22 protein-coding genes, 2 pseudogenes and 1 riboswitch are annotated in these 24,750 nt (G+C 41.4%); of the genes and pseudogenes, 16 read left to right on the top strand and 8 right to left on the bottom strand.

The features are described from left to right. Positions 1-117 precede the first annotated feature (117 nt). Positions 118-525, top strand: a complete 408-nt coding sequence (locus ACOT8F_RS11630) for a VOC family protein (protein ID WP_421652064.1) — start codon at positions 118-120, stop codon at positions 523-525. A 60-nt stretch (positions 526-585) separates the two neighbouring features. Here the strand turns inward: ACOT8F_RS11630 and ACOT8F_RS11625 are convergent, their stop codons facing one another. The 4 genes from ACOT8F_RS11625 to ACOT8F_RS11610 all read right to left on the bottom strand — a co-directional run bounded on the left by ACOT8F_RS11625 (position 586) and on the right by ACOT8F_RS11610 (position 3,653). After that, a complete protein-coding gene (locus ACOT8F_RS11625) occupies positions 586-1,059 on the bottom strand; it encodes a methylated-DNA--[protein]-cysteine S-methyltransferase (protein ID WP_421652063.1) in 474 nt (157 codons plus the stop codon). Then, a complete protein-coding gene (locus ACOT8F_RS11620) occupies positions 1,052-1,957 on the bottom strand; it encodes a DNA-3-methyladenine glycosylase family protein (RefSeq protein WP_421652062.1) in 906 nt (301 codons plus the stop codon). The genes ACOT8F_RS11625 and ACOT8F_RS11620 overlap by 8 nt, the downstream gene beginning before the upstream one ends. Next, positions 1,954-2,529 carry a bifunctional transcriptional activator/DNA repair enzyme AdaA gene (locus ACOT8F_RS11615; RefSeq protein ID WP_421652061.1) on the bottom strand — a complete coding sequence of 192 codons (576 nt, stop codon included), beginning with the start codon at positions 2,527-2,529 and terminating at the stop codon, positions 1,954-1,956. The genes ACOT8F_RS11620 and ACOT8F_RS11615 overlap by 4 nt, the downstream gene beginning before the upstream one ends. 188 nt (positions 2,530-2,717) lie before the next feature. Further along, positions 2,718-3,653 (bottom strand): magnesium transporter CorA family protein, encoded by a 936-nt coding sequence (locus ACOT8F_RS11610; RefSeq protein ID WP_421652060.1) that lies wholly within the window; start codon positions 3,651-3,653, stop codon positions 2,718-2,720. Between the two features lie 597 nt (positions 3,654-4,250). On the opposite strand from ACOT8F_RS11610, the gene ACOT8F_RS11605 reads away from it, so the two are divergent. The 4 genes from ACOT8F_RS11605 (at position 4,251) to ACOT8F_RS11590 (ending at position 9,029) form a co-directional block, all read left to right on the top strand. After that, positions 4,251-6,293, top strand: a complete 2,043-nt coding sequence (locus tag ACOT8F_RS11605; RefSeq protein WP_421652059.1) for a catalase — start codon at positions 4,251-4,253, stop codon at positions 6,291-6,293. A 494-nt stretch (positions 6,294-6,787) separates the two neighbouring features. Beyond that, complete coding sequence (locus ACOT8F_RS11600; RefSeq protein ID WP_421652058.1) at positions 6,788-7,444, top strand: 5-bromo-4-chloroindolyl phosphate hydrolysis family protein; 657 nt, start codon at positions 6,788-6,790, stop codon at positions 7,442-7,444. Then, a complete protein-coding gene (locus ACOT8F_RS11595) occupies positions 7,428-8,408 on the top strand; it encodes a toxic anion resistance protein (RefSeq protein WP_421652056.1) in 981 nt (326 codons plus the stop codon). The genes ACOT8F_RS11600 and ACOT8F_RS11595 overlap by 17 nt, the downstream gene beginning before the upstream one ends. Before the next feature lie 63 nt (positions 8,409-8,471). Then, positions 8,472-9,029 (top strand): GNAT family N-acetyltransferase, encoded by a 558-nt coding sequence (locus tag ACOT8F_RS11590; protein WP_421652054.1) that lies wholly within the window; start codon positions 8,472-8,474, stop codon positions 9,027-9,029. 109 nt (positions 9,030-9,138) lie between these two features. Here the strand turns inward: ACOT8F_RS11590 and ACOT8F_RS11585 are convergent, their stop codons facing one another. After that, entirely contained in the window at positions 9,139-9,291 is a 153-nt protein-coding gene (locus tag ACOT8F_RS11585; protein WP_421652053.1) for a DUF3934 family protein, read from the bottom strand. A 223-nt stretch (positions 9,292-9,514) separates the two neighbouring features. Between ACOT8F_RS11585 and ACOT8F_RS11580 the strand changes: the two genes are divergently transcribed. From ACOT8F_RS11580 to ACOT8F_RS11545, 8 genes are all read left to right on the top strand, one after another. Then, the gene (locus tag ACOT8F_RS11580; RefSeq protein WP_421652051.1) at positions 9,515-9,694 is read left to right on the top strand and encodes a YolD-like family protein; all 180 of its coding nucleotides are present in this window, start codon (positions 9,515-9,517) and stop codon (positions 9,692-9,694) included. A gap of 172 nt (positions 9,695-9,866) precedes the next feature. Then, a complete protein-coding gene (locus ACOT8F_RS11575) occupies positions 9,867-10,229 on the top strand; it encodes a YhjD family protein (protein ID WP_421652050.1) in 363 nt (120 codons plus the stop codon). A 74-nt stretch (positions 10,230-10,303) separates the two neighbouring features. Next, positions 10,304-12,217, top strand: coding sequence for an oligoendopeptidase F (gene pepF, locus ACOT8F_RS11570; protein WP_421652048.1), 1,914 nt, complete (start codon positions 10,304-10,306; stop codon positions 12,215-12,217). A gap of 137 nt (positions 12,218-12,354) precedes the next feature. Then, complete coding sequence (recQ, locus tag ACOT8F_RS11565) at positions 12,355-14,484, top strand: DNA helicase RecQ (protein WP_421652047.1); 2,130 nt, start codon at positions 12,355-12,357, stop codon at positions 14,482-14,484. A 181-nt stretch (positions 14,485-14,665) separates the two neighbouring features. Continuing rightward, positions 14,666-14,857, top strand: a riboswitch (Lysine riboswitch). 97 nt (positions 14,858-14,954) lie between these two features. After that, positions 14,955-16,421, top strand: a complete 1,467-nt coding sequence (locus ACOT8F_RS11560) for an amino acid permease (RefSeq protein WP_421652046.1) — start codon at positions 14,955-14,957, stop codon at positions 16,419-16,421. A gap of 169 nt (positions 16,422-16,590) precedes the next feature. Then, on the top strand, positions 16,591-16,974 hold the full coding sequence (locus ACOT8F_RS11555; RefSeq protein WP_421652044.1) for a DUF2332 family protein: 384 nt from the start codon (positions 16,591-16,593) through the stop codon (positions 16,972-16,974). Further along, entirely contained in the window at positions 16,887-17,105 is a 219-nt protein-coding gene (locus ACOT8F_RS11550) for a DUF2332 family protein (protein WP_421652042.1), read from the top strand. Before ACOT8F_RS11555 ends, ACOT8F_RS11550 begins: the two co-directional genes overlap by 88 nt. Before the next feature lie 138 nt (positions 17,106-17,243). Further along, entirely contained in the window at positions 17,244-18,230 is a 987-nt protein-coding gene (locus tag ACOT8F_RS11545; protein WP_421652040.1) for an aldo/keto reductase, read from the top strand. A gap of 556 nt (positions 18,231-18,786) precedes the next feature. Here the strand turns inward: ACOT8F_RS11545 and ACOT8F_RS11540 are convergent. The 3 genes and pseudogenes from ACOT8F_RS11540 to ACOT8F_RS11530 all read right to left on the bottom strand — a co-directional run. Beyond that, positions 18,787-19,905, bottom strand: a complete 1,119-nt coding sequence (locus ACOT8F_RS11540) for a DUF2628 domain-containing protein (protein WP_421652038.1) — start codon at positions 19,903-19,905, stop codon at positions 18,787-18,789. 109 nt (positions 19,906-20,014) lie between these two features. After that, positions 20,015-20,206, bottom strand: a pseudogene (locus ACOT8F_RS11535) (QueT transporter family protein); the annotation flags it as partial. A gap of 153 nt (positions 20,207-20,359) precedes the next feature. Beyond that, a pseudogene (locus ACOT8F_RS11530) lies at positions 20,360-20,637 on the bottom strand (QueT transporter family protein); the annotation flags it as partial. Positions 20,638-20,880: 243 nt separating this feature from the next. Here ACOT8F_RS11530 and ACOT8F_RS11525 point away from each other — a divergent pair. From ACOT8F_RS11525 to ACOT8F_RS11515, 3 genes are all read left to right on the top strand, one after another. After that, entirely contained in the window at positions 20,881-21,867 is a 987-nt protein-coding gene (locus ACOT8F_RS11525) for a LacI family DNA-binding transcriptional regulator (protein ID WP_421652037.1), read from the top strand. A gap of 37 nt (positions 21,868-21,904) precedes the next feature. Then, on the top strand, positions 21,905-23,218 hold the full coding sequence (locus ACOT8F_RS11520; protein ID WP_421652036.1) for an ABC transporter substrate-binding protein: 1,314 nt from the start codon (positions 21,905-21,907) through the stop codon (positions 23,216-23,218). Positions 23,219-23,395: 177 nt separating this feature from the next. Continuing rightward, positions 23,396-24,736 (top strand): carbohydrate ABC transporter permease, encoded by a 1,341-nt coding sequence (locus ACOT8F_RS11515; protein ID WP_421652035.1) that lies wholly within the window; start codon positions 23,396-23,398, stop codon positions 24,734-24,736. The last annotated feature ends 14 nt before the right edge of the window (positions 24,737-24,750 follow it).

The raw sequence follows: 24,750 nt of genomic DNA, 5'->3' as shown, positions 1-24,750 counted from the left end.
GAGTTGAAAATCGCCTTAAAAAGGTAAAGATTTGGCGTTTAAAAGCCGGCAGTTCATTTCCTAAATCATCTTGTCCCTTATATAATAGAGATATTAGGAGCAAAGGAGGCAAATAGCTTGAAGCTCGATCATACAGGCATTGCAGTAAGAAGAATAGACGAAGCCATTGAATTTTATACAAGCTTCCTCGGCGGGAAGCTAACTGAAAGATATACGAGTGAAAAGCCTGGAGTTGAAACGCATATCGCCGTGATTGAACTCGAGAACCAGGTGATCGAATTGCTTGAGCCTACAAGCAAGACCTCTCCGATCGACCGGTTTATCCGTCAAAAGGGAAAGGGCGTTCATCATCTTGCCTATGAAGTTAAGGATCTGGAAGCCGCGATGGAGAAGTATGAGCTGCAAGGGATTACTTTTTTAAAAGAAACGTACCGGACAAATCCATTTGGAAGAAGGCTTATTTATATTAATCCAGTTCATACCCAAGGGACAATCATTGAATTATGTGATTACCCTAATAAATAAGCGAAAAGGATCCTTCAGCAAATGGCTGACTGGATCCTTTCACAATTAGCAGCTTACGTTTCACTTCGTTCTGTGTTTTTTCTCATGCTCAAGCAGCCACTCTTTTCGCCACAGGCCACCTGCATAGCCTGTTAATTTGCTGTTCGAACCAATAATTCGATGGCACGGAATGACAATACAGATCTTGTTTTTTCCGTTAGCATTTCCTACTGCTCTGACGGCTTTTTCGTTGCCGATTAAAAGGGCGATGTCCTTGTAGGATCCCGTTTCAGCAAAGGGGATATCATTCAGTGAATTCCAGACTGTTTTTTGAAAGGCTGTTCCTTCTATTATTAGGGGAAAGGTAAACTCTGTCCTCTCTCCTCTAAAATACTCATCAAGCTGGTTGAAGCAATCCTTTAAAACAGGGGGAGTCCCATCTTCAATTTTGTATTCCGCATGCTCTTTTTCAGAAAACAATATGGCTGAAATCGCTTTTTCTGTACCCTGTATTTCTATCATTCCTATTGGTGATTCATAATTTAATTTATACATATAGTGACCTCCATAAATAAAAGACCGCATAAGCCTGCCAGCCTTCCCAGCCCATCGCCATTTCTCTGATTTCCTCTAATGACGGTTTAGATGGAAGTGCTAATTGCAGCTTTAAGGCGTTGTGAAGACCGACATCGGCAATAGGAAAAGCATTCGGATGGCGCAGGCATTTCATTATAACATAGTCTGCCGTCCATGAACCTATTCCCCGGATAGCTGTTAATTTGCTGTGCATTTGCTCAAAGCTTCCCTGAAGTAAATGTTCCTTTGTCAATTCTCCTGCTGCCATCGCTTTCGCAATGCCGATGATGTATTCAGCTTTCCTTGAAGTAAACTGAAGCATCCTCAAATCCTCCACTCGTAAAGCTGCTATTTTCTCAGCTTCAGGGAACAGCCAGAATGGTTCTCCTTCAAAAATAAGACATTCACCGAATTGTTCGGTAAACCGCTTCTTTAGGGTATACGCAAACGTAAGATTAATCTGCTGTCCCATTATGGCCCAAGTGATGGCTTCAAACAAATTCGGGATGCCCATGATTCGGAGTCCATAATAGTTCTGAATGAGCGGCTGAAGAATTTTATCCTTTCGGGCTATGTTATAAAATCCCTCAAGGTCCCTGTCTAAATCAAACCATTCCCATATATATTTTGCTGCTTCTTGACGGGCTTTTGCTGAACAGCTCCCAAGCGGAAACTCTGCTTTGATTGATTGCGATGTGCCAGTGATTTTCAAAAGAAGACATTCTTCATCCCCTTTTATTAATTTGTATAAAATACCATCTCTGATTTGATGGGTCACTTCCAGATCAGATCTGCCAAGGAACAGCAGGCATTCTTCATAATTGAACTCTTCTTTCGGATAAAGTTCGATGTAAGCACTATGATCTGCCCAATTCATTCCAAATTCTCCTGAAGTGCCGTTTTTCGAAATTCACTCGGTGAGCACTCCTTGAAACGGCGGAACACTTTATAAAAGTTAGAGGGACTATGGAAGCCCACCTCATAGCAAACTTCGAGATTGGTTAGGTCTGTGGTTTTTAAAAGATGAGCCGCTTTATCCACTCTTATTTTTTCCAAATAAGTGCGCGGGGTTTCAGCTGTTTCCTCTTTAAACAAACGCTCAAGGTAATAGGGACTTACACCGATATGATTGGAAATATCCTGCAATGTGAGCTTTTGTTTGTAATTTTTCACGAGAAAGGCAATGACATTTTGAACAAGGCTGACATTTGGGGAATGCTCCACCTCTGGCTGGCATCTTTTGCAGGCGCGATAACCTGCTTTTTCAGCTTCCTTCATATTAAAATAGAATTCCACATTTCCTTTTTTGGGCATCCTCGATCTGCAAGAAGGACGGCAGTATATTTTAGTTGTTTTCACTGCAGTGAAAAATAACCCGTCATACTTCCGATCACAGGCAACAACCTTCTCCCACATTTCATCGAAAGAAAAATCGATATTGGCAGACATAGGATTTCCCCTCCTTTCCGGTTACTTCATCATATGCGAGGTATATATACAATCCATTATAATCAAATGCTTATCTTGTTACTGTACCCATTTTATCAATGGAATTCCATTCATTTCGTCCTCATTCTTGCTCTTATGGTCTGGGACGAAAAAACAGGTATTCGCAAGAACTTGCGAATACCTGTTTTTTAGTTTTCCCGCTTCTTTTTCCTCGAAAGCAAATCTCCTGTCCATCCTTTTCGTTTCATATAAATATAAACGGAGACCGTTGTGCCTATGATGAGCAGAAGAGCGAGCGGGTAGCCGAATATCCAATCAAGTTCTGGCATGTATTTAAAGTTCATTCCCCATAGTGCACTCCAAGCTGTCAGCGGAGTAAACATAACTGTAAGTACAGTAAGGGATTTCATAATTTCGTTTCCTCGCTGAGTAGAATAAACCTCTTCAAGCCGGATCAGTGTATCTATTTCATCCTGATACTCTCCGATAAGGGTTGATCCCCTTTCTACCTGCTTGCACGTTCTCTTGTATTCTTTTTTGCCTTTTACTTCATCCAGATAAGCCTCTTCCGCTCCTTTTAAAATTTCAATAACCGGAAGAAAATAGCTTTTCCATATTAGAAGGGAATGGCGGAGCTCGTAGATATGATCCAATATCGTCTTGTTGTTGTGCTGGTGAACTTCATGCAGCACATCTTTCAGTTTTATTTCAAAATGGTCAATTCCGTATAAATAATTATTCACTATACCGCTAAGCAGCACGAAGAACCCGTCAACGGCATCCTCTACACCATTCAATTTCTTAACAATCTTTGCTGAACTTTGGTCCTTTAGATTTTCCAGACCAAAATCCACTGTGATTAAAAGAGTAGAAGACAAATAATAATGCAGAATCTGACTGTTTTCTCCATCATCCTCGTCTAATGTATAAAGCAGGGAACCGCAGATGACCTCGCTTCCGCTATCCAGCGTTTCGATCCACAATTCATTGTTTTCTTTATGATGGATGTGACTTGCCCATCTTTCGAGCAATGGAGATCCACCTGCTAAAGAACGAATTTTTTCTTGATCCAGTTCTGAGCTAGTTAATGAATGCCAAGTCCAATTTGTAAAATGAAAGGTCATCTCCTAACCTCCTTTTTCGTTCTTTTATTCTATATCTTAGTTGCCATTAATGAAGAACTTTAAACCTCGAGCCATTTTTCATAGAAATATGGCGGTAACATATTTTAAAAAGGCTGCAATAAAGATGTTGTTTAAAAGAAGGGTTTAAAGGTTTAAAGGTACTAGGGAAAGAGGAGAAGACTGGAGGAGATGCAGCATTCGATCACTGAATGAGATCCACAAGGAATATGAAGCAATCATCATTAATCAAGCCTTAAATAAAAAACAAAAAGCATGGAAATTGGCTGAATTAATTGGATGAACTTAATTTGAGCTATCAATTATATGAGGACTGGTCAAACCATAAAGAAAAGAAAAACAGAAAAGTAGTCTCCTTACAGGAAAATAGCAAACAGCCAATAAATCCTCTTTTGTTTTCTAATAATTTAAAAGAAAATAGTCCATTTGTTAAATAGGGCAATGTGATATTACCAGTTCAGAAAAATCCGGTATGGATTTTCAAAAATTAGCCAATTGTACTGTTTGCGTTCCGGCTTGTCAAGGGTAAGTAAGTATAGTGAAGAGATTTTTTAACTTACTTAAGGGGCGTGAAACAGAGTGAGCAGCGAGCGCAAGGTGAATGAGAACAGCAAAAGTGAACAGCTTGAGCAGTATCGGGTGAAGGATCAGGGCGAAAAATTGACAACCAATCAGGGCCTCAAGATGGCGGAAGATGAATTCTCTTTAAAAGCTGGTGAACGAGGGCCTACTCTTTTGGAAGACTTTTATTTTCGGGAAAAAATGACGCATTTTGACCACGAGCGCATACCGGAAAGAATTGTCCATGCTCGCGGTTTTGCCGCACATGGTGAATTTCAGGTTTATGAATCCTTGAAAGAATATACAAAAGCGAAATTTTTGCAGGAACCTTCTGTAAAAACGCCTGTTTTTGTCCGTTTTTCAACTGTTGCCGGATCCCGAGGGTCTGCTGAAACGGTTCGTGATGCACGCGGTTTTGCAACGAAGTTTTATACAGAAGAAGGAAACTATGATTTAGTCGGTAACAATATCCCCGTTTTCTTCATACAGGATGCCATCAAATTCCCGGATTTAATTCATGCCGTGAAACCGGAGCCTCACAATGAAATTCCACAGGCAGCTTCAGCACATGATACATTCTGGGATTTTGTTGCAAACAATCAGGAAGCAGCACATATGGTCATGTGGGCTATGTCAGACCGTGCCATTCCGAGAAGCTTCCGCATGATGGAGGGCTTTGGGGTTCATACATTCCGTCTTGTAAATGAAGAAGGGAAAGCACGTTTCGTGAAGTTCCATTGGAAGCCTGTGCTTGGAACTCATAGTCTAGTATGGGATGAGGCGCAGAAAATTTCCGGGAAAGATCCGGATTTTCATCGCCGTGACCTTTCTGAAGCTATTGATAATGGGGATTACCCTGAATATGAGCTTGGTATTCAAGTGCTTGAAGAAGAGGATGAATTCAATTTTGACTTCGATCTTCTTGATCCAACAAAGCTATGGCCGGAAGAGGAAATTCCAGTAAAGATTGTCGGGAAAATGACTTTAAACCGCAACGTCGATAACGTATTCGCCGAAGCAGAGCAGGTAGCTTTCCATCCGGGACATGTTGTTCCAGGAATTGATTTTACAAATGATCCGCTCCTTCAGGGACGTTTATTTTCCTACACTGATACGCAGCTGGTTCGTCTTGGCGGCCCGAACTTCCACGAGCTTCCGATCAACAGACCGGTTTGCCCGTTCTTTAACAATCAGCGTGACGGTTATGGCCGCCATACCATTAACGTTGGACAAGTCAGCTACCATAAAAACTCTTTGGCGAATAATACGCCTTCACCTGCCAGTGAAGAAGAGGGCGGTTACGTTCACTATCAGGAAAAAATAGAGGGACATAAGGTAAGAAAGAGAAGCGAAAGCTTTAAAGATCATTTTTCTCAGGCAGCCCTTTTCTGGAACAGTATGAGCCAGCCTGAAAAAGAACATATTATCGAAGCTTTCAGCTTTGAACTGGGCAAGCTGAAAAGCCAATCCGTGCAGCAGCAAGTAGTCGACATGTTTGCTAATGTGAGTCTCGACCTTGCCAAACCTGTGGCGGAAGCAATTGGAGTAAACGCTCCTCAAGGAAACGGCTCATCAGTCACAAAATCGTCTCCTGCACTCAGCATGGAAAACACTAAGAAAAAGCCGGATACTCGTAAAGTCGGCGTTATTCTTGGTGATGGCTTTGACGGAAAAGAGGTTTCAGGGGTACTTGACGCTCTTAAAGCAAAAGGGCTGCAGCCTGAAATCGTGAGCAGCAAGCTTGGGAAGCTGAAAGGATCGGATAGCACGGAGCTGAAAGCAGATCACACATTCCTGACTTGTGACTCTGTTTTATTCGATGCCCTTTATGTGGCAGGAGGCAGTGATCTAAGCAAGAAGTTCCAGCAGGAAACCGCATACTTTGTACAGGAAGCTTTCTCTCACTTTAAGCCGATTGGAGCTACAGGTGAAGGAGAGAAATTCGTTAAGAATTACGAAGGCAGTGCAGGTGTAGTAATTGGAGATGATGCGAAAAGCTTTGCTGATTCATTCATCCAGGCAGTTGCCGAGCACCGTCACTGGGACCGTCAGATTGTTTAATTTATTCAGGTAATGCCATGCAGGAGGGACTTGTCCTTTCTGCCTTTTTATGTGGATAGGTATCCGCTTTTGAAAATCTCTCGCAAAATGAACGGATCGATCATCTATCGGAAACGCAATGTGTGATTTTTCGGGGGGAAAAGGTGAATCTATCCAAATCACGGAAAAATCTATCCGAATTTAAGGTAAATCTATCAAAAATCCGGATGAATCTATCCAAATATTAGGATAATCTATCCAAAACTCGCCATAATCTATCCAAACCCTCCGCCTGACACGAAACGTCCCCCTATTCCTACGCCTCAAGACGTAGCTTCATCTACATTCGCAGACCATTCAAAATTTCTAATGATTGGTATATAGTATATCCATAGAAAATGATATTCTATAGGAAATGGAACCCATATTGCTTATCCTTCGTATTAGGAAGTATACTTCGATGCGCTTTGCTAAAGAGCTTTAAATGAAAAGACTTACGTCAGGAGTCGATAAATATGAATCGGTTTTTCACTGTTTTTGCAGGGACGGCTCTTGCTGTTCCGGTATCGTTTGTTGTTTGGCTAACGAGCATGTTTGGCTTTCACCAGCATTTTTTGCCAGCAGCTGCAATTGGGATTGCAGGAGGTGCTCTAACATATGGGACCGTTTATGCCATCAGGCTGCAGAAATTTTTAGCAAAAAATGAATTATCCAGAAAAGAGTACCGCTTTATCCGCAAAAATTTAAAAGAAGCAGGAACGAAAATCTGGAGAATGAACCGTGCCCTTCTCTCTGTCAGGAGCGTGGCTAAATTCAAGCAAAGACTGGATCTTTTAAATGTTGTCAGGAAAATTCATCGTTTGACAACAAGAGAGCCGAAGCGATTTTACAGTGCGGAGGTATTTTATTATAAATATTTGGATTCTGCCGTTGAATTAACAGAGAAATATGCGTTTCTTTCTTCCCAGCCAAACAAAACATGGGAGCTCGAGGAATCACTGCAGGAAACAAATCATGTACTAAGAGAGCTGACTTTCTCGATTGATAAGGTCCTGCAGGAGATGCTTTCAGAGGATATGGAACAGCTGAATTTTGAAATGAAGGTAGCCAAACATTCTTTGAAGGAATCACGGATTAATGAAAGTGTGAAGTTTGATGACCGGATTAAATAAGCTGGGTGAAACAGCACAGGAAGGTCAGCAGCTGATGGAAGTGCTTTCTGAGGAAAGCCGGTTAAAGGCGATAGCGTTTGCCTCGGAAATGGATCCGCATGACCATCACGCCTTGCTTACATTTGGAGCAGAAGCTCAGAAAAGGCTTTCTGCATTTGCGAATAGAATGCTTGACCAGGTTCGTAAAAAGGATATTGGGGATGCCGGAAGAGTGATATCGGCTCTCATGTCAAAGCTTCAGGAATTAGACCCTGAGGAATTAAAGCAGAAGAAGGCGTCTTTCTTCACCCGACTTTTTGGCAAAGGCCCACGGTCTACACAGGAAGTGATTTCGAGGTTTCAGCAAGCAGGGGCGCAAATTGACCGTATGGGTATAAAGCTTGAAATGAGCAAAGCTGTTCTTTTATCAGATATTGAAGTGCTTGAAAATCTCTATACAGCGAACCAGGAGTATTTCCATGAATTAAATGTATACATCTCTGCAGGCGAATGGAAGCTGAAAGAGCTTTATGAAAATCAGCATTCTGAGAAATCACGGCAAGCTGCTGAAAATCTTGAGATGCGGCTTTATGATTTAAAAGTCAGCAGGGAAATAACAAGACAAAGTGCCCCTCAAATCCGTATGATCCAAAGAAGTAATCACATCCTTGCTGAGAAAATTCAATCCTCTATTATGACGTTAATACCCCTTTGGAAAAATCAGGTGACAATTGCGTTAACAGTGGTGAGGCAGAAACATGCCATTGAAATGCAGGACAAAACAGCAAAGGCAAGCGAGGTCTTTGCTGATAAAAATAAAAAGATCCTTCAAATTGAAGGCAGCAGCCAAAGCGTAGAAACACTGAAGAAAACCCAGCTTGATCTTCTTTCAACTCTTGAAGAAACCTTGTACATTCAGAAAGAAGGCAGCGAAAATCGCGAAAAAGCGGAGCAGGAGCTTTCATTTACTGAAAAAAAATCGTAAAAAGGCGGGCTAACCGTACGGAAGCTTTCCTTTTGCCATTTAAACATAATGGGGGATACGGCATTGAACCGAACTGACAGCATATTTATCAGACTTTTGGACGTTTCTGATGCAGAAGCTCTTCTTGAACTGGAACAGCAGAATAAAGACTTTTTCTGTCTGTATACGCCATTAAGAGAAGCAGCATTTTACACACTAATGGGACAAATGGAGCGGATTGAAAAAAATATATCTCTTGCAGCTGAAGGAACCTTGTACTCCTTTGGTATTTTTTCGGATAATACACAAAAACTGATTGGTGATATTTCATTGACAGAGGTTGTAAGAGGAAATCTGCAAAGCTGCTGGATTGGCTATTGTTTAGACAAAAAGCATAATGGAAAGGGCTATACGACGGAAGCTGTAAAGCAAGCTGTTACTTATGGGTTTGATGTACTGGGGTTACATAGAATTGAAGCAGGTGTAATGCCGCGAAATCCAGCTTCTATTAAAGTACTGGAAAAAGCGGGCTTTCATAAAGAAGGAATCGCAAAAGAAAATGTCAGAATAAATGGCAAGTGGGAAGACCATCAGATCCTGGCCATCATTAATCATTCGGATAATAGCCCTCCCGTCATCTGAAAAAAATATCGTGAATGACGGGCTAGCATATCGAGCCATCAAAAATAGCGAGTAACAGAAATGCTTCCTTTCTGTTACTCGCTATTTTTTGTTCAAGAACACTCTATTTTCACTCCGATTGGTCCGGTTTTGATTCGCCAGATTTTTTTCTTTTGCTCACATACGGTTTAGCGCTCTTCTTTTTATTCGCACCAGCCTGCCATCGGTTCCAGCCTTTTTTGCCGGTCCCTCTGCCTGTGCCGCCGCCTTTGCTCTTTGCCATTTTATCACTCCATCGCTCTTGGCTGCAGATCTTTATAAGATGGAATTAACCATATCATACTAGAAGCTTGTTTAAAAGCTTCGAAATAAGACATGTTTGATGATTCAGGTGAAAAGTCAAGAATCTGAAAATTTTTTAGTGGAAAATATCGTTTTAACTCTTTTCAAATAGGCTAATATATTATTAAATAAGAACATATATTCGTGTTGTTGGGGTGAATGAATTGATCAGGGATCGAAATAATATTAAATGGGTATCCATGATGCTGCCAGAGCATGTCTCAATGGCAAAAAAGCTTTTTCAGGACGTTCAAAAAGAGCCGAAGCCATTTTTAGATGAAGAGCAGAGCGCAGAAATGGAGCAGGCTATTCAGAAAAGCTGCAGGGAAGATTGCCGGTTTTAGTAACGTTATGGGACGATGGGGTTTTGTCGAACTTATCGTGTATTGTTGCCGGTTTCAGTCCACTGGAAAAAACGATCAAATTAAAAGAAGCAGAGAGAACTTTTCGTACGAAACCTTTTGGCGAAATTTCAGGGATAAAGCCTTTATAAATTGTTTTAGAAAGGGAATTGCCATGAAAGCTCCTATTCCCCGGCATGAAGAGGACCTTGTCTATGAATATATTTACGGTATCTATCTGATAGAAGAACTGGAAACGAACCGGCTCGGATTTGAAAGGCTGAATTTCAAAATCCCTGAGCCTTATCTGGATTTTATTGATCAAAGACTCAGGATCTTAAGAAATGAAGTCCGGGAGATGAAAAAGGAAATGCGCCAGCTCAAGATTCGGGTGATTGATCCTGAATCAGACGGTATTTTTTCAGAGTATAAGTATTTTGCTCACGGTTATGAGGCGAGTTTCCGATTCTGGGAAGCTGCGATGAGGCTTGAGGGAACAAGAAGATTAATGAAATATTTTTTTAACAGCAGGGGCTGATTTCTTCAGTCCCTCATATTTTTGCTTTTTTAAGGGAACCTACCAAGATATAGCTTACCTTGGAGGAAGTTTTTATGAAAAAACCGCTTTTAACAACTGTCACAGCAGCAGCAATCGCACTAACTATTGTTATTCCGTTACATGTATTGAATCCATCGGTTGTTCAAGCAGATGTACAGCAAGGGAAACCAGATTATAAAAACCGAGATGAGATACCGGCAAAATACAAATGGAATTTAGATGATATGTACAAATCAAAAACTTCTTGGGAGGCAGATGTTAAGAAGGCGGAAAATCTTTCTGCTGAATTTAAGAACAAATATCAGGGCAAGTTAGCCAAATCGGCAGCAGAGCTTTCAAATGCCCTTAAGGATTATGCTCTGCTGTCTGCCGTTTCTGAACGGGTATACGTCTACGCTCATCTTTCATTTGATGTGAGCCAGTCAAATTCTTCGCTCCAGGCACTGACTAATCGTGCGGAAAAAATGACAGCAGCTGTTTCTGCAAATACTGCTTGGTTCCAGCCTGAAATAGTCAAACTCCCAACTGTAACCATTGAGGGTTTTTTGCGGAATAAAATGATGACACCCTATCACTATTTTGTGCGGGATATGATTCGTACAAAAGCTCATACTCTTTCAAAAGAAGAGGAAGAGCTTATAGCAAAGTTGTCACCGTTAACTGACACGGGTTCAAATGTGTATGCGATGCTTGCAAAAGATGTGAAATTCCCGATGATTGAGAATTCGGACGGAAAAAAGGTTTCATTAAACCGTACCAATTTTATTTCTTATATGGAAAGCAAGGACCGCAATGTCCGCAAGCTAGCATATGAAACGTACTACCAAACGCTTGAAAAATTTCAGGATTCTTTTTCGCAATCCTTGGCAGCACAAGTAAAAGGCCATAATATCGGGGCAGAAGTCAGACATTATCCATCAGCCCTTGATGCAGCCATAACGTCCAATAATTTACCTTCAAAAGTTTATGATCAGCTAATCGCTTCTGTTAACAAGGGACTGCCGCTAATGCATCGTTACATGGAGCTGAAAAAGAAACTGCTCGGAGTTAACGAGCTGCATATGTATGACATGTATACACCGATTGTAGCCGCAAATCACACGTACATTTCGTTTGAAAATGCAAAAAATATGATCCTTGAAGGCCTTAAACCATTGGGAAAGGACTACATTGCCATTTTGAAACAGGCTTTTGATAATCGCTGGATTGACGTGTATTCTACAGATGACAAAGCAACTGGCGCCTATCAGTGGGGCTCATATGATAAGCACCCGTACCTTCTTTTAAATTATCAGGGGACAAAAGATGATGTTTCAACAATAGCCCATGAACTAGGGCATGCTGTAAATTCATACTTGTCTGATAAAAAACAAAATTACTTAAATTCCAGCTATGCAACTTTTACTGCTGAAGTGGCATCCACACTTAATGAAAGCCTGATTTGGAACAGCGAATATAAAAATGCGAAAACCAAGTCTGAGAAAATGTATCTGTTAAATCAAAGGCTGGAAAATTTTCGTACAACGTTATTTCGCCAAACACAATTTGCTGAATTTGAGAAGAAAATTCATGAGTTAGACCAAAAAGGCGAACCTCTGAATGCTGAAACCTTCAAAAAAATGTACGGTGATATCAATAGGAAATATTATGGGAAAGTCATGAAGACGGATGGGGAAATCCCTATGGAATGGGCGCGAATTCCTCACTTTTATAACCACAATTTCTATGTCTATCAATATGCAACAAGCTTTGCAGCTTCAGCTGCCTTATCCAAACAAATCACGGAAGAGGGCACACCTGCGGTTAACCGCGTGAAAGGCTTCCTTTCAGCTGGAGGCTCCACAGATCCAATCAGCATCCTGAAAGGTGCTGGAGTGGATCTGTCCACATCGAAACCAATCGATCAGGCAATGGAAGTATTTAAAGATACGCTTGATGAAATGGAAAAGCTTGTGAACGAGAAATAATGATAAAACCCGGCTTTCCTTTTGAGAGCCGGGTTTTTTATTATTCGCTTCAAAATGTCAATTTCCCCCTTTTGCCTCCAGTCGAAAGAACTCCTATAATAAAAGAAATAGATATCGGACGAGGGGAGATTTGCAAATTGATACAAAAAGCAATTGAGATGCTTCAAAAGCATTACGGCTATTCATCGTTCAGGGAGGGGCAGGATCAGGCAATAGCATCTGTATTAGCAGGGACAGACACACTTTGTGTGATGCCGACAGGCGGAGGTAAATCCATTTGCTATCAGATTCCTGCTCTTGTATTTGGAGGAACAACGATTGTCATTTCTCCACTCATCTCCCTGATGAAGGATCAGGTTGACGCCTTATTGCAGCTTGGTATTTCAGCAGCGTATATTAACAGCTCCATCAGCGGAAAAGAAGCAGCAGAACGGCTTGATAAAGCGAAGCGCGGAGAGTACAAGCTGCTGTATATTGCTCCGGAGCGGCTGGAATCCTTTGATTTTATGGATCATCTGAAGATGCTCGACATTCCGATGGTTGCCATTGATGAAGCCCACTGTATTTCACAGTGGGGACATGACTTCCGCCCGAGCTATCAGCGGATTCAGCGAATGGTTCAAGCTCTGCCGAAAAAACCGGTTGTTCTGGCATTAACTGCTACAGCAACGCCAAAGGTTCGGGTGGACATTTGCCGCTCGTTAACGATTCAAGAAGAAAATACTGTTTTAACAGGATTTGAAAGAGAAAATTTATCTTTTTCTGTTATTAAGGGACAGGACCGTCTTCGTTTTCTGAAGGACTTTCTGAAAAAGAATGAGAAGGAAGCGGGCATCATTTATGCGGCAACACGAAAAAATGTGGATCAGCTGTATGAGCGGCTGAAGAAGGATGGTATAAAGGCTGGACGCTATCATGCGGGAATGAGCGATGCTGACCGGATGGCAGAACAGGAGGATTTCCTGCAGGATCGGACCGGAGTAATGATTGCAACTTCAGCATTCGGTATGGGGATCGATAAATCGAATATCCGGTATGTCGTTCACTTTCAGCTTCCGAAGAATATGGAGAGCTACTACCAGGAAGCAGGACGTGCAGGACGTGATGGCCTCGACAGCGAGTGTATTCTTTTGTATTCTTCCCAGGATGTTCAAGTGCAGCGCTTTTTAATTGATCAATCAAGTGATAGAGAGCGGATGCCGCAGGAGCTTGAAAAGCTTCAGCTGATGGTGGATTATTGTTACACAGAAAATTGCCTGCAGCGCTATATCGTCCGCTATTTCGATGACAGTGATATAGCACCGTGCGGAAGGTGCGGAAACTGTACGGATTCCAGAGAAAGCCAGGATGTCACGAAAGAAGCGCAGATGGTGCTGTCCTGCATTATTCGAATGGGACAAAAGAGATTCGGTAAAGCTCTGACAGCACAAGTACTAACAGGCTCTAAAAACAAAAAGGTCGGCGATCTCGGATTTCACAAGCTGCCAACTTACGGAATTATGAAAGAAAAGAGCACAAAGGAAGTAACCGATTTTATTGAATTTCTTATTTCGCAGGAGCTGATTGCTGTTGAACATGGTACTTATCCGACGATCTATGTGAAAGAAAGCGGCAAAGAGGTTCTGATGGGTAATGTTACCGTAAAACGGAAAGAAGCTGTGCGAACAAAACAGGTTGGTAATGATGATCCGCTATTTGAAGTGCTTAGGAGCGTAAGGAAAGAAATGGCTGAAAACGAAGGCGTGCCGCCCTTTGTTATTTTTGCAGATAACGCTTTAAAGGATATGTGTGCCAAGCTGCCGCAATCAGATGAAGAGTTTCTGCAGGTTTCAGGGGTTGGAGAACATAAACTCAAGAAATATGGCGAGCATTTTATCAAGGCCATCACCGCTTTTAAAAAGCAGAATCCAGAACGTGAGGCGCTCGGCAGTCTCGAATCTGCCCCTGTGAAGCCGGCGAAAAAAGCAACGCCGAACTCACATTTGGATACTTACGCCCTTTACAAAGAGAATCTTTCTATAGCCGAGATAGCTGAAAAGAGGGAGCTTGCCTTAAGTACGGTTGAAAATCATATGATTCAGTGCATTCAGGAAGGAATGGAAGTGAAGCTTTTAGATGTGGTGCCGCCAGAAGCTGTTCCGCAGATCAGAGAGGCTGTTCAAGATGCAGGCGGAGAAAAGCTTAAGCCGATTAAGGAACTTCTTCCTGATCAGGTAAGTTATTTTATGATAAAGGCTTATTTGTTATTAGAAAAAACATCAGTATAAAGGAATAGCGGGTTTCTGCAAAAGCAGAAGCCCGATCCACTAAGGGAGAAAGCGATCTTTTACATAATGGCTGCATAAATTTAACACATCTCTTCACCTGAAAAATTATTGCACAAGCTCTCATAATCTAGTATAATAATCCCATCTTTACTACAATCTCATATTTAAATCCTCATCATTCCGATGGGGTAGAGGTCGCGGTTTTTAATAGTAGGACGGACGAGATGCAGAGAACATTGCTGACTCCGTTTGAAAGGAAAAGCTGCCGAAATTGATGCTTATCTCTTGTGAGCATTGATTGGGGCTGTCTCCGAACAGGAACAGAACTGTCGCACTTACGAATAATCGGTAAGTGTGGTGAGCTACTAAAGGAAGGCATGATGCGGGCAGTACAGAACCGTCGTCAAATGCATTGACGACTTTTTTATTTGCCACTCCTTCCGAAATCATCTGAAAGGGAGTGTTTTTTTATGGAAAACACAGCAGGAACCTCACCGAATACTGCAGCATCAAAAACATCACAAAACGAATTAAAGAGGGGTCTCAAATCACGGCATTTAACCATGATTTCTCTCGGCGGAACAATTGGAACAGGATTATTCCTCGCAAGCGGGAACTCCATTCACACAGCAGGTCCGGGCGGTGCCTTATTTTCATACGCAGCAATCGGTATTATGGTTTATTTCTTAATGACAAGCCTTGCTGAAATGGCGACTTATATGCCTGTTGCCGGTTCATTTAGCACTTATGCCACGAAGTTTGTGGATCCATCTCTTGGTTTTGCACTTGGATGGAATTATTGGTACAACTGGGCCATCACAATAGCGGCAGAACTCGCTGCTGTTACCCTGATTATGAAATTTTGGTTCCCAACCACACCTTCATTTATCTGGAGCGGACTTTTTCTAATTATTATGTTCTTACTGAATTACTTATCTGTTAAAGGGTTTGGCGAAGCCGAATATTGGTTTTCAATTATAAAAGTTGTAACGGTCATCGTGTTTTTGATCTTAGGAACTTTAATGATCTTTGGTATTGTGGGCGGAGAAGCTGTTGGTTTCAAAAACTTTACTGTTGCTGATGCCCCGTTTCACGGCGGATTCATGACGACACTTGGTGTTTTCATGGCAGCAGGATTCAGTTTTCAAGGGACTGAGCTTCTTGGAGTTGCAGCGGGAGAAACTGAAAACCCGAGAAAAAGCATTCCAAAAGCTATCAAAAGTGTTTTCTGGAGAATTTTATTGTTTTACATTTTGGCGATTTTCGTTATCAGTCTTTTGGTTCCATTTACGAATGAAAGTCTTGCAAACAGTGATATTACAGTAAGTCCTTTTACATTGGTATTTCAAAAAGCAGGTATTGCATTTGCAGCATCCGTTATGAACGCCATTATCCTGACAGCTGTTCTTTCTGCAGGAAACTCCGGAATGTACGCTTCAACTCGTATGCTCTGGGATCTGGCCCGAGACGGAAAAGCTCCAAGATTCCTTGCCAAACTCGACACCCGCGGCGTACCGGTGAACGCTCTGATTGTGACAGCAGCAGTTGGCGCCATTGCCTTCTTTGCTTCTTTGTTTGGAGATGGAGTCGTTTATACGTGGCTTTTAAATGCTTCAGGTATGTCAGGATTTATTGCCTGGCTAGGCATCGCAGTCAGCCACTACCGATTCAGGAAGGCTTATGTTGCACAGGGCAGGGATATGAAGGATCTTCCCTACCAATCAAAATGGTTCCCGTTTGGTCCAATTTTTGCCTTTGTTCTTTGTGGAATCGTCATACTCGGACAAAATTATACAGCCTTTACTGGCGGAAAAATTGATTGGAACGGCATAATGGTTTCCTATATCGGATTGCCTCTGTTTGTGGCTGTATGGCTGATATATAAATTTAAAAATAAAACAAAAGTCGTTCCGTTGAAAGAATGCGAATTTGAATAAGAAAAATGTGCAGCCGCAAAATATAGGCTGCACGTTTTTTTTTATTTTCAGGCTCTATAATATTTGTTGGGGTTGAGAAACAATTTCGACATAAAAAAACACACAGCCACATATTTACCAAAACGCGAAGAAACCTCTGTCTTTTATTGAAATTGGGACAAGTGCAGGCTTGCAGCTTTTGTGGGATGAATATAGCTATTCCTATGGAACGAATGCTGTGTATGGAAATAAGCGGGGAGATGTGATCTTGAAGTCAGAAATGAAAGGGGACCGGCTGCCTTTTTTGCTTCCCGAAAGTCCTCCGACTGCTTCAAAAACAGGTATTGATTTACATATTAACCGATTATCTGATCCGGAAGACCTGCTATGGCTAGAGTCACTAATCTGGCCAGAGCACAAAGAGAGAAGGGAATTGTTTGAGTCAGCTGCGGCTGCTTTTTTGTTGAGGGGGACGGGGTTGAGCTTTTGGAAGGGCTGGTTGAAAATATGCCGCAAAAATCAGCTGTTTGTATTTTTCATACGCATGTTGCTAATCAGATGCCGGATGGAGTGAAGGAAAGGCTTCTGAACACTGTCAGAATTCTTGGCGAAAAGAGGGAAATCTATCATTTGTACAATAATATTCAAGATCGGAATCTGCACCTTGACTCTTATATAAATGGCAAGGAAACGATTAAACCTTAGCAGAAACGGACGGGCATGGCAAGTGGTTTCGCTGGCTTTTATAGAATGTTTTAAATAAGATTGGTTTGTTTAGAGTTAGGGGAAAATCACCTTGTACTCAAATAAAGTAACACTAAATCAAGAGAGGATGAACAAAGCATGAAAAAGAGAACTTTAGGAAAAAGCGAACTCGAAGTTTCTGCTCTAGGTCTTGGCTGCATGGGCATGTCTGATTTTTACAGCGGACGTGATGATGATGAATCCATCCGCACGATTCACCAGGCAATAGAACTTGGCGTCACTTTCTTTGATACAGCCGATATGTATGGTGTAGGAAAAAATGAAGAGCTTGTTGGAAAAGCATTAAAGGATAAACGCAATGAGATTGTCCTTGCGACGAAGTTCGGGAACGTGCGCGGGGAAAATGGTGAATTTCTTGGAGTGAATGGAAGCCCAGATTATGTCAGAAAAGCATGTGAAGACAGCCTTCGCCGTCTAGGGACAGATCATATTGATTTATATTACCAGCATAGAGTGGATCCGAACACGCCAATCGAAGAAACTGTCGGAGCAATGGCAGAGCTAGTGAAAGAAGGTAAGGTCCGTTACTTAGGTCTTTCAGAAGCAGCACCTGAAACCATTCGCAAGGCGTATGATGTTCACCCGATTGCTGCATTGCAGACAGAATATTCTTTATGGAGCCGTGATGTAGAAGATGAAATCCTGCCAGTATGCCGTGAGCTTGGGATTGGATTTGTCCCTTATTCTCCGCTTGGAAGAGGGTTTTTAACTGGACAAATTCAAAAGTTTGAGGATTTGGCAGAAGACGATTATCGCCGTTTCTCGCCGCGCTTCCAAGGCGAGAATTTCCAAAAGAATATCGATCTCGTCAATCGCATCGAAGAGATTGCGAAAGAAAAAGACTTGAAGCCGTCTCAGCTTGCACTCGCGTGGCTATTGGTTCAAGGAGAAGATATTGTTCCGATTCCAGGAACAAAACGGAGAAAATATCTTGAAGAAAACGTGGAAGCCGTGAATGTCGAGCTATCAAGTGAAGACTTGAAGCGCATAGATGAAGTGGCGCCAAAAGGTGCTGCAGCAGGCGGCCGCTATCCAGAAGAATCGATGAAGTCGGTTAATCGGTAAAGAGAAGATGTGGGGAGTCCAATGCGGGCTTCCTTTTTTATCTCTTAGTAAATAATAAAATCTGGATTTTCGGAAATTCGTTCGTGAATATCCTTTGACGAAAAATAGTCTCAAGTGAAAGTCTGCAATAGGGACTTGATTTAAACCTAATTGTTTACTAATTTGAGGTTAATTTGGATGCATATGGAGTCTTTTAAGAAGTTAATGTTTGGCTTAGTGCAACTTGTTTTGAAAACTCTATTCTAAAAGGTTAAAAGTAAGATTTAGCGTCATGGTAAGACATGAATAACTAGGAAAAGCTGCTTACTGTTCAAATAGCAGGTTTTACTGGCGAAACTCAGTTTCTAACGAGCGCAATCCACCACATTTTACTGTCCAAACAGGGCTTCTTACTGTCAAAGCAAGCCATGCTACTGTCCGAGCCCTGAATGAAATCAGTCTATTTTTTAATGTGGAAAAAATACAAATAAATAATAGTTTATGAAGAGAACTGTATACAGGGCTCCTCTAATGAGAAAGCAACAATGTTTAAGAAAAGAGCCATAAAAAAACAGACTTATTCATTACTGTCCCACGTAACCTGCTCAGCAAAAGCCATGTTCCCTTGAGCAGGATCATATATTTCGCTTGGGATAATGCCTGTCGCCACAAGATCAACCTCACCTTGATTCTTTAATTCAGTATAGAGATCTGCAAAATCCTTTCGGTCGAAATAAAGATTCCATGGTTCTCCTCCATCAACAGGATTAATGCTTACGGAGAAATTTTCTTTTGAAGCATCCGCAAAACCGTAGTTGTAATAGGTGTCGAGCTTCGCTGTTCCTGCAATGGCAAAATCTTCATCCAAATTATTTTCCATATCGTACTGAACATCTTCTGCTGTCAGGGCTAGTTTGTTTTCCTTCATGTAATCTTGGAGAACTTCATCGATCGTTTGTATGGAGGTTTCAGAATCCCCCGCTGAACCGCCCCAATTGTCTATGCTGCTGTTTTGGGAGAAGTCATCTGCAATAGAGGAATTCTCGTTAACCGACGAAGTTTCTCCTGGATATTCCGTATCTTGAAAGGTGATAAAAATTATGATTCCAACAATAACAATGGCATACAAAATGGCTGCTGCTAAGAGGATGAAAAAAGTACCCCAGCTTGTTCCGCCCCTTTTGGTTATTTCGTAAGCCTGAATGTCCGGATGGTTTGGAAATTTCTGTTTGATATTATTGATTTTCTCTTTTGCATGCTTATAATAAAAATAATTTCCATAAATTCCGAGAGTTACAGATGAGGCGATGCCAATCACGTAATTCAGCAAATCAATAAGCGGTGAAACTTTATCCATTGTGACTGGATCCAGAAACAAATAAAATGGCCAAGTAATAAGATCAACAAGCAGGTAGATTCCAAGGAAAATCAGTAAAAACCGATACATTTTTCGGTATCCAAGCCAAAAAATCCCTAAGAAAAATGCAGCCCAGTTCCATCCAGCTTTGTTGGTCGCTTTTCCCCATTTTCGATGGTAGACATCGGCCTTCTTGCCTACGAAAAGAGAAAGCTCTTCATTTTCAGAACGCTCAATCGGTACCAAACTTTCGCTTTCATAGCTCTCTTTAGGCGCTCCGCATGACGGGCAAAAGTTTACATCGGAGCTTAGCAATTCTCCGCAGCGTTTACAATACATCTTTGCACCTCTTCCAATATACCTACAGTTTTCATATTACTAGTATAATATAGAAAAGGAATTTTCACCTATAAAAAACTTTAAAAGCTGCTCATCCCGTACGCTTTCTTTATATTTTTCTTACAAAATCAAGCCTTTTATTTAACGCATAGATCACAGGCATTCCGATAAGCATCACAATGAGTTCACTAAGAGCTGTTGTTAACCACGTAATCAAAAATGGAAGCTCCCAGGCAATGATGCACATGGATAATGTGAACACTATTGTATTGATCATCATGCGGCCCCAAATATTTTTGATAGGCTCTTTTCTTAAACTTTGTTGCTCATGACCCTATATTTAGTCCTCGCAACCATTGGTATGGCAAAAACTTTAAAAAAAGATGCCCCGTTGCTAGTCTATATGCGTGATAAAAGCATGAACGATAAACAACAATCTCTGCTAAAACAGTCTTTTGATAAAACGTGCTGCACCGATTGTGATCAATAGGGAAATCAGTGACTGTCCTTCTCCATACAAGATCATAAACATCGAGTGGTTAGAAAAACAAATTGGTCAGGAATACACCAAACACAATTCCAAAAATATATTTTTTGAACACAATGAAGTGATTAAACATTTCAGAAAGCCGGAATTTGAATATTTTCAAAACCAAAGGGCTGTATTATAACTGAAACGGCATTGTACAAAGCTGCCAATATGGCGCTTGAGACGATTGTTTTGATTTTCATACTCTTCTCGCCTTGTTTTTTTCGGGGGAGGGTTTCGGACCGCGTTAAGAAACAATTTATTAAAGTATAAGGAATAGGTAATCATTACAAAAATAGCTTTTCCCATTGCAATTAAGATAATGAAAATTAATTATTGTAAAAAAATGTTGAACTTCTTTCAGATTTATCATACAATTTTTTTGAAAACGATTTCAAGAAATCGATTTCAAAGTGGATGGGAAGGAGGAAAAGAAGGGGGAATAAATGGCAACGATTTCTGATGTAGCGAGAATGGCAGGGCTATCCCGTTCAACGGTATCAAGGGTTCTAAATAACTACCCTCATGTTTCAGAAGAGAAGAAAAAACTTGTGCATAAAGCGATGAATGAGCTCAAGTATTATCCCAACTCGTCAGCCCAAATATTGCGCAGCCAGAAAACAAATATGATCGCTGTTTTTATCCCAATGCTGACAAATCCTTTTTTTTCCTACTTGCTAGAAGGCATTGATACGGTCGCGACGGAAAATGGATTTCGTCTGCTCGTCTGCCAGACAAGGTATGATACAGAGAAAGAACTGCAATATTTTAATCTATTAAAATCAAAACAGGTGGATGGCATCATTCTGACCTCCATCGAAAATAACTGGCAGAACATCAAGGACTATTTTTCATGCGGACCTGTAGTGACTTGCAATGAGTATGATTCGTTCGCGAATGTTCCAAATGTAAGGCTTGATCAGGTATACGGCGGCTACATAGGGACAAGACACCTGATTGATAAAGGACACAAACGAATTGCTTATTGCAGGGGCGATTTTCATAGCGGGATTGCGAAGGACAGGGAAAAAGGCTATCTGCTTGCAATGAAAGAGGCTGGACTTGAAACATATGAAGGATGGTTTTTTCGAACAGCCGCTGATTACCATGACGGAAAACGTGTGATGCGGCAGATAGCAGAATTGCATGAACGCCCCACAGCCATTTTTACAGGGAGCGATCAAGTAGCTGCAGGCATCATATTCGAAGCAAAACAGCTTGGGCTGCACGTTCCAGGGGATATCGCTGTTGTCGGATTTGATGATCAGCCGATAGCTGAAATGATTGTGCCGCAAATAACAACGATTCGCCAACCCGTTCACGAAATTGGAGAAAGTGCGATGAAGCTCATGATGAATGTGATTCTTTCAGAAGAGAAACAAGTATATAAAAATTCTCTTCGCTTAGAATTAATTGAAAGAGCTTCCACTTAAAAAACAGAAAAATTCGATTTTTCGAAAAGGGGTAAATATGAAACTATTAAAATCATCCAAATTAATGGTATTGGCAGGTTCTCTTGCTTTAGCTCTTGCAGGATGCTCTGGCCAGTCCAAGTCTTCAACAGAAGAAAATAGCGGGACTACAAAAGAAGCTGCAAAAGATAATCCGGTTACACTTGTTTATTCAAAAGGTAAGGATGTTACGCAGGGAACAACGAAAATGGTTGAAGCCTTCGAAAAATCCCATCCAAATATTAAAATTAAATTCCGCGAAATGCCATCTGACACAGGTCAGCAGCATGATGCTTATGTAACAGCGTTTAATGCAAAGTCTTCTGAAATTGATGTGTTTGATCTTGACGTTGTGTGGCCGGCTGAATTTGCGCAGGCAGATTACCTTCTTCCGCTTGACCGTTACATCCAAAAAGACAATGTAGACTTAAATGCATACAACCAGGGTGCTCTTGCTGCATCACAATTCAACGGCAAACAGTGGACCCTTCCTAAATTTATCGATGCCGGGATGCTGTTCTACCGCACAGATCTTGTGAAAAAAGATGAAGTCCCGAAAACATGGGACGACTTGATCAAACAGGCAAAGGCTAAAAAAGGCCAGGGCGGAACGAAATTCGGTTACGTTATGCAGGCTAAGCAATACGAAGGGCTTGTCTGTGATGCCATTGAATTCGTTGCAGCTTACGGCGGTAAATTCATTGATGAGAAAAACCAGGTTGTCGTAAATAGCCCAGAAACAATCAAAGGCTTGAAAAAGCTTGTTGAAGTGGCAAAATCTGAATTTGTACCAGGAAACGTAACAAACTTCACTGAAATTGAGTCTGACCAAGCATTTATCGAAGGCCAAACACCATTCCTTCGCAACTGGCCTTATGAATATGCAAGTGCAAACGACAAATCCAAATCTAAAATCCCTGGAAAAGTCGCTATCGCTCCGCTTCCGGCTGGCGACAAAGGCTCTGCAGCAGCTCTAGGCGGCTGGCAGGCTGGAATCAACAAAAACACGAAACATCCCAAAGAAGCATGGGAATTCCTAAAATTCATGGCTGGTGCTGAAGGGCAGAAGATTGATGCTATCTACGGCGGCCATGCACCGACAATCGCAAGCCTATTTGATGACAAAGAAGTGCTGAAAGCAAATCCGACATTTGCTGATAAAGGTTTCCAAGCTGGTCTTGCTGCTGCTGTTCCTCGTCCGGTAGCTGCAAACTATCAGGAAATTTCTCAAATCATCCAAATCGAAGTTTCCAAAGCAATAGCTGGTTCTGAAACAGTTGAAGAAGCTGTGAAAAACATGGAAACGCAAATGAAAGCAAAAGTGAAGGCTTAATTTTTCTGAGGCTGATTGAAGCAGGCAATTGCTCCCCCCCGAAGGGAGAATAAGCTGCCCGATTCGGTCAGCCTCTTTCTTTATTAAAGAAGCTGTTTCTTCATGAATTTTAAGAAAAGATCACACGTCATCTTTTCTTAAACTTTGTTTTAGAAGAATAATTAAGGGAGTGAGAATATGGAACAAGTACCGCCGCAGCTGAACCAGGACCCTGTCATAAAATCAAAAAAGAAACCGAAAAAGTCCCAAAATCAAAAAATAGGATATGTTTTGGTAGCACCGTCGCTGATTCTCATTCTTGTCATTGCCATCTGGCCCGTTATACAGTCCTTTTACTACAGTTTATTTGACTTAGATCTTAAAGATCCGACAAAATCAACAACTACCTTTGAATACCGGCTTGATTTAAACAGATATTTGAACACGTATCCGTTTTTAATCACCGGGTTGGACAATGAGATTAAAAAAGGCCATGCTGCCGATCAGCTAACTGCAATGAAAGAAGAATTGCAGGCGATAGACTCAAAGATTCAAAGCAATCCTGATACAAAGAAAAAATATGAAACTGTAAATGATAAACTGCTGAATTTCGAATCAGTGGAACCTGATGAGGCAGTTGTTAATATAGACAAATCCGCTGCAGAAAAGCTGATCTCTGAAACAAATGACATGACCGTTAAGCTGAAAAGCATTTCCCATGGAACAAAACTGGATCAGGGAAATAAGCTGATCGGTTTATCAACAGGAATGAACCAGGTTCTGCAGGAGCCGAACTTTGTTGGGTTTAAAAATTATGCGAATGATTTGCAAAGTTCAAGAACGTGGCATGCACTTGGAAACACGCTATTTTTTACAGTTGTTTCCGTTGGAGTTGAATTGATTATTGGGCTTGGAATCGCGCTTCTCATCAACAAGGCCTTTTTCGGAAGAGGATTAATCAGAGCGACGATTCTGATTCCATGGGCGATCCCGACAGCCGTTTCAGCCCTGATGTGGAAGTTCCTTTATGACGGGCAAAACGGTATTGTTGCCAAGATTTTCGAAAAAGTCGGTCTGGTTGATAACATGACAAATCTGCTGACGACTGCGCAGGGTGCGATGTTTTCTGTTATTTTTACAGACGTCTGGAAGACGACACCTTACATGGCTCTCTTGCTTCTTGCAGGACTTCAGACAATCCCGGCTTCGCTATATGAAGCAGCAAGCATTGACGGGGCCACAAAATGGAAGCAGTTCACAAGCATTACCTTGCCGCTTTTAAAGTCTAGCTTACTTGTTGCACTTCTTTTCAGGACATTGGATGCATTCCGCGTGTTTGACTTGATTTATGTATTAACAGGTGGAGGCCCGGCAAACTCGACAGAAACCATCTCTTCTTTTGCCTATCAGATAATGTTCTCTAACCAGCAGTTTGGGAATGGATCAACACTTTCTGTCATCGTCTTCGTTTTTGTAGCAATCATCTCTATGATTTACATCAAATTCCTTGGAAGGGATTTGCTGAATGATGGCAAGTAAAGGAGGGAAAATAC

Source organism: Chryseobacillus diguaensis (assembly GCF_049220665.1).
Taxonomy (GTDB): Bacteria; Bacillota; Bacilli; order Bacillales; family Bacillaceae; genus Metabacillus_B.
This window is presented reverse-complemented; position numbering and strand designations above follow the sequence as displayed.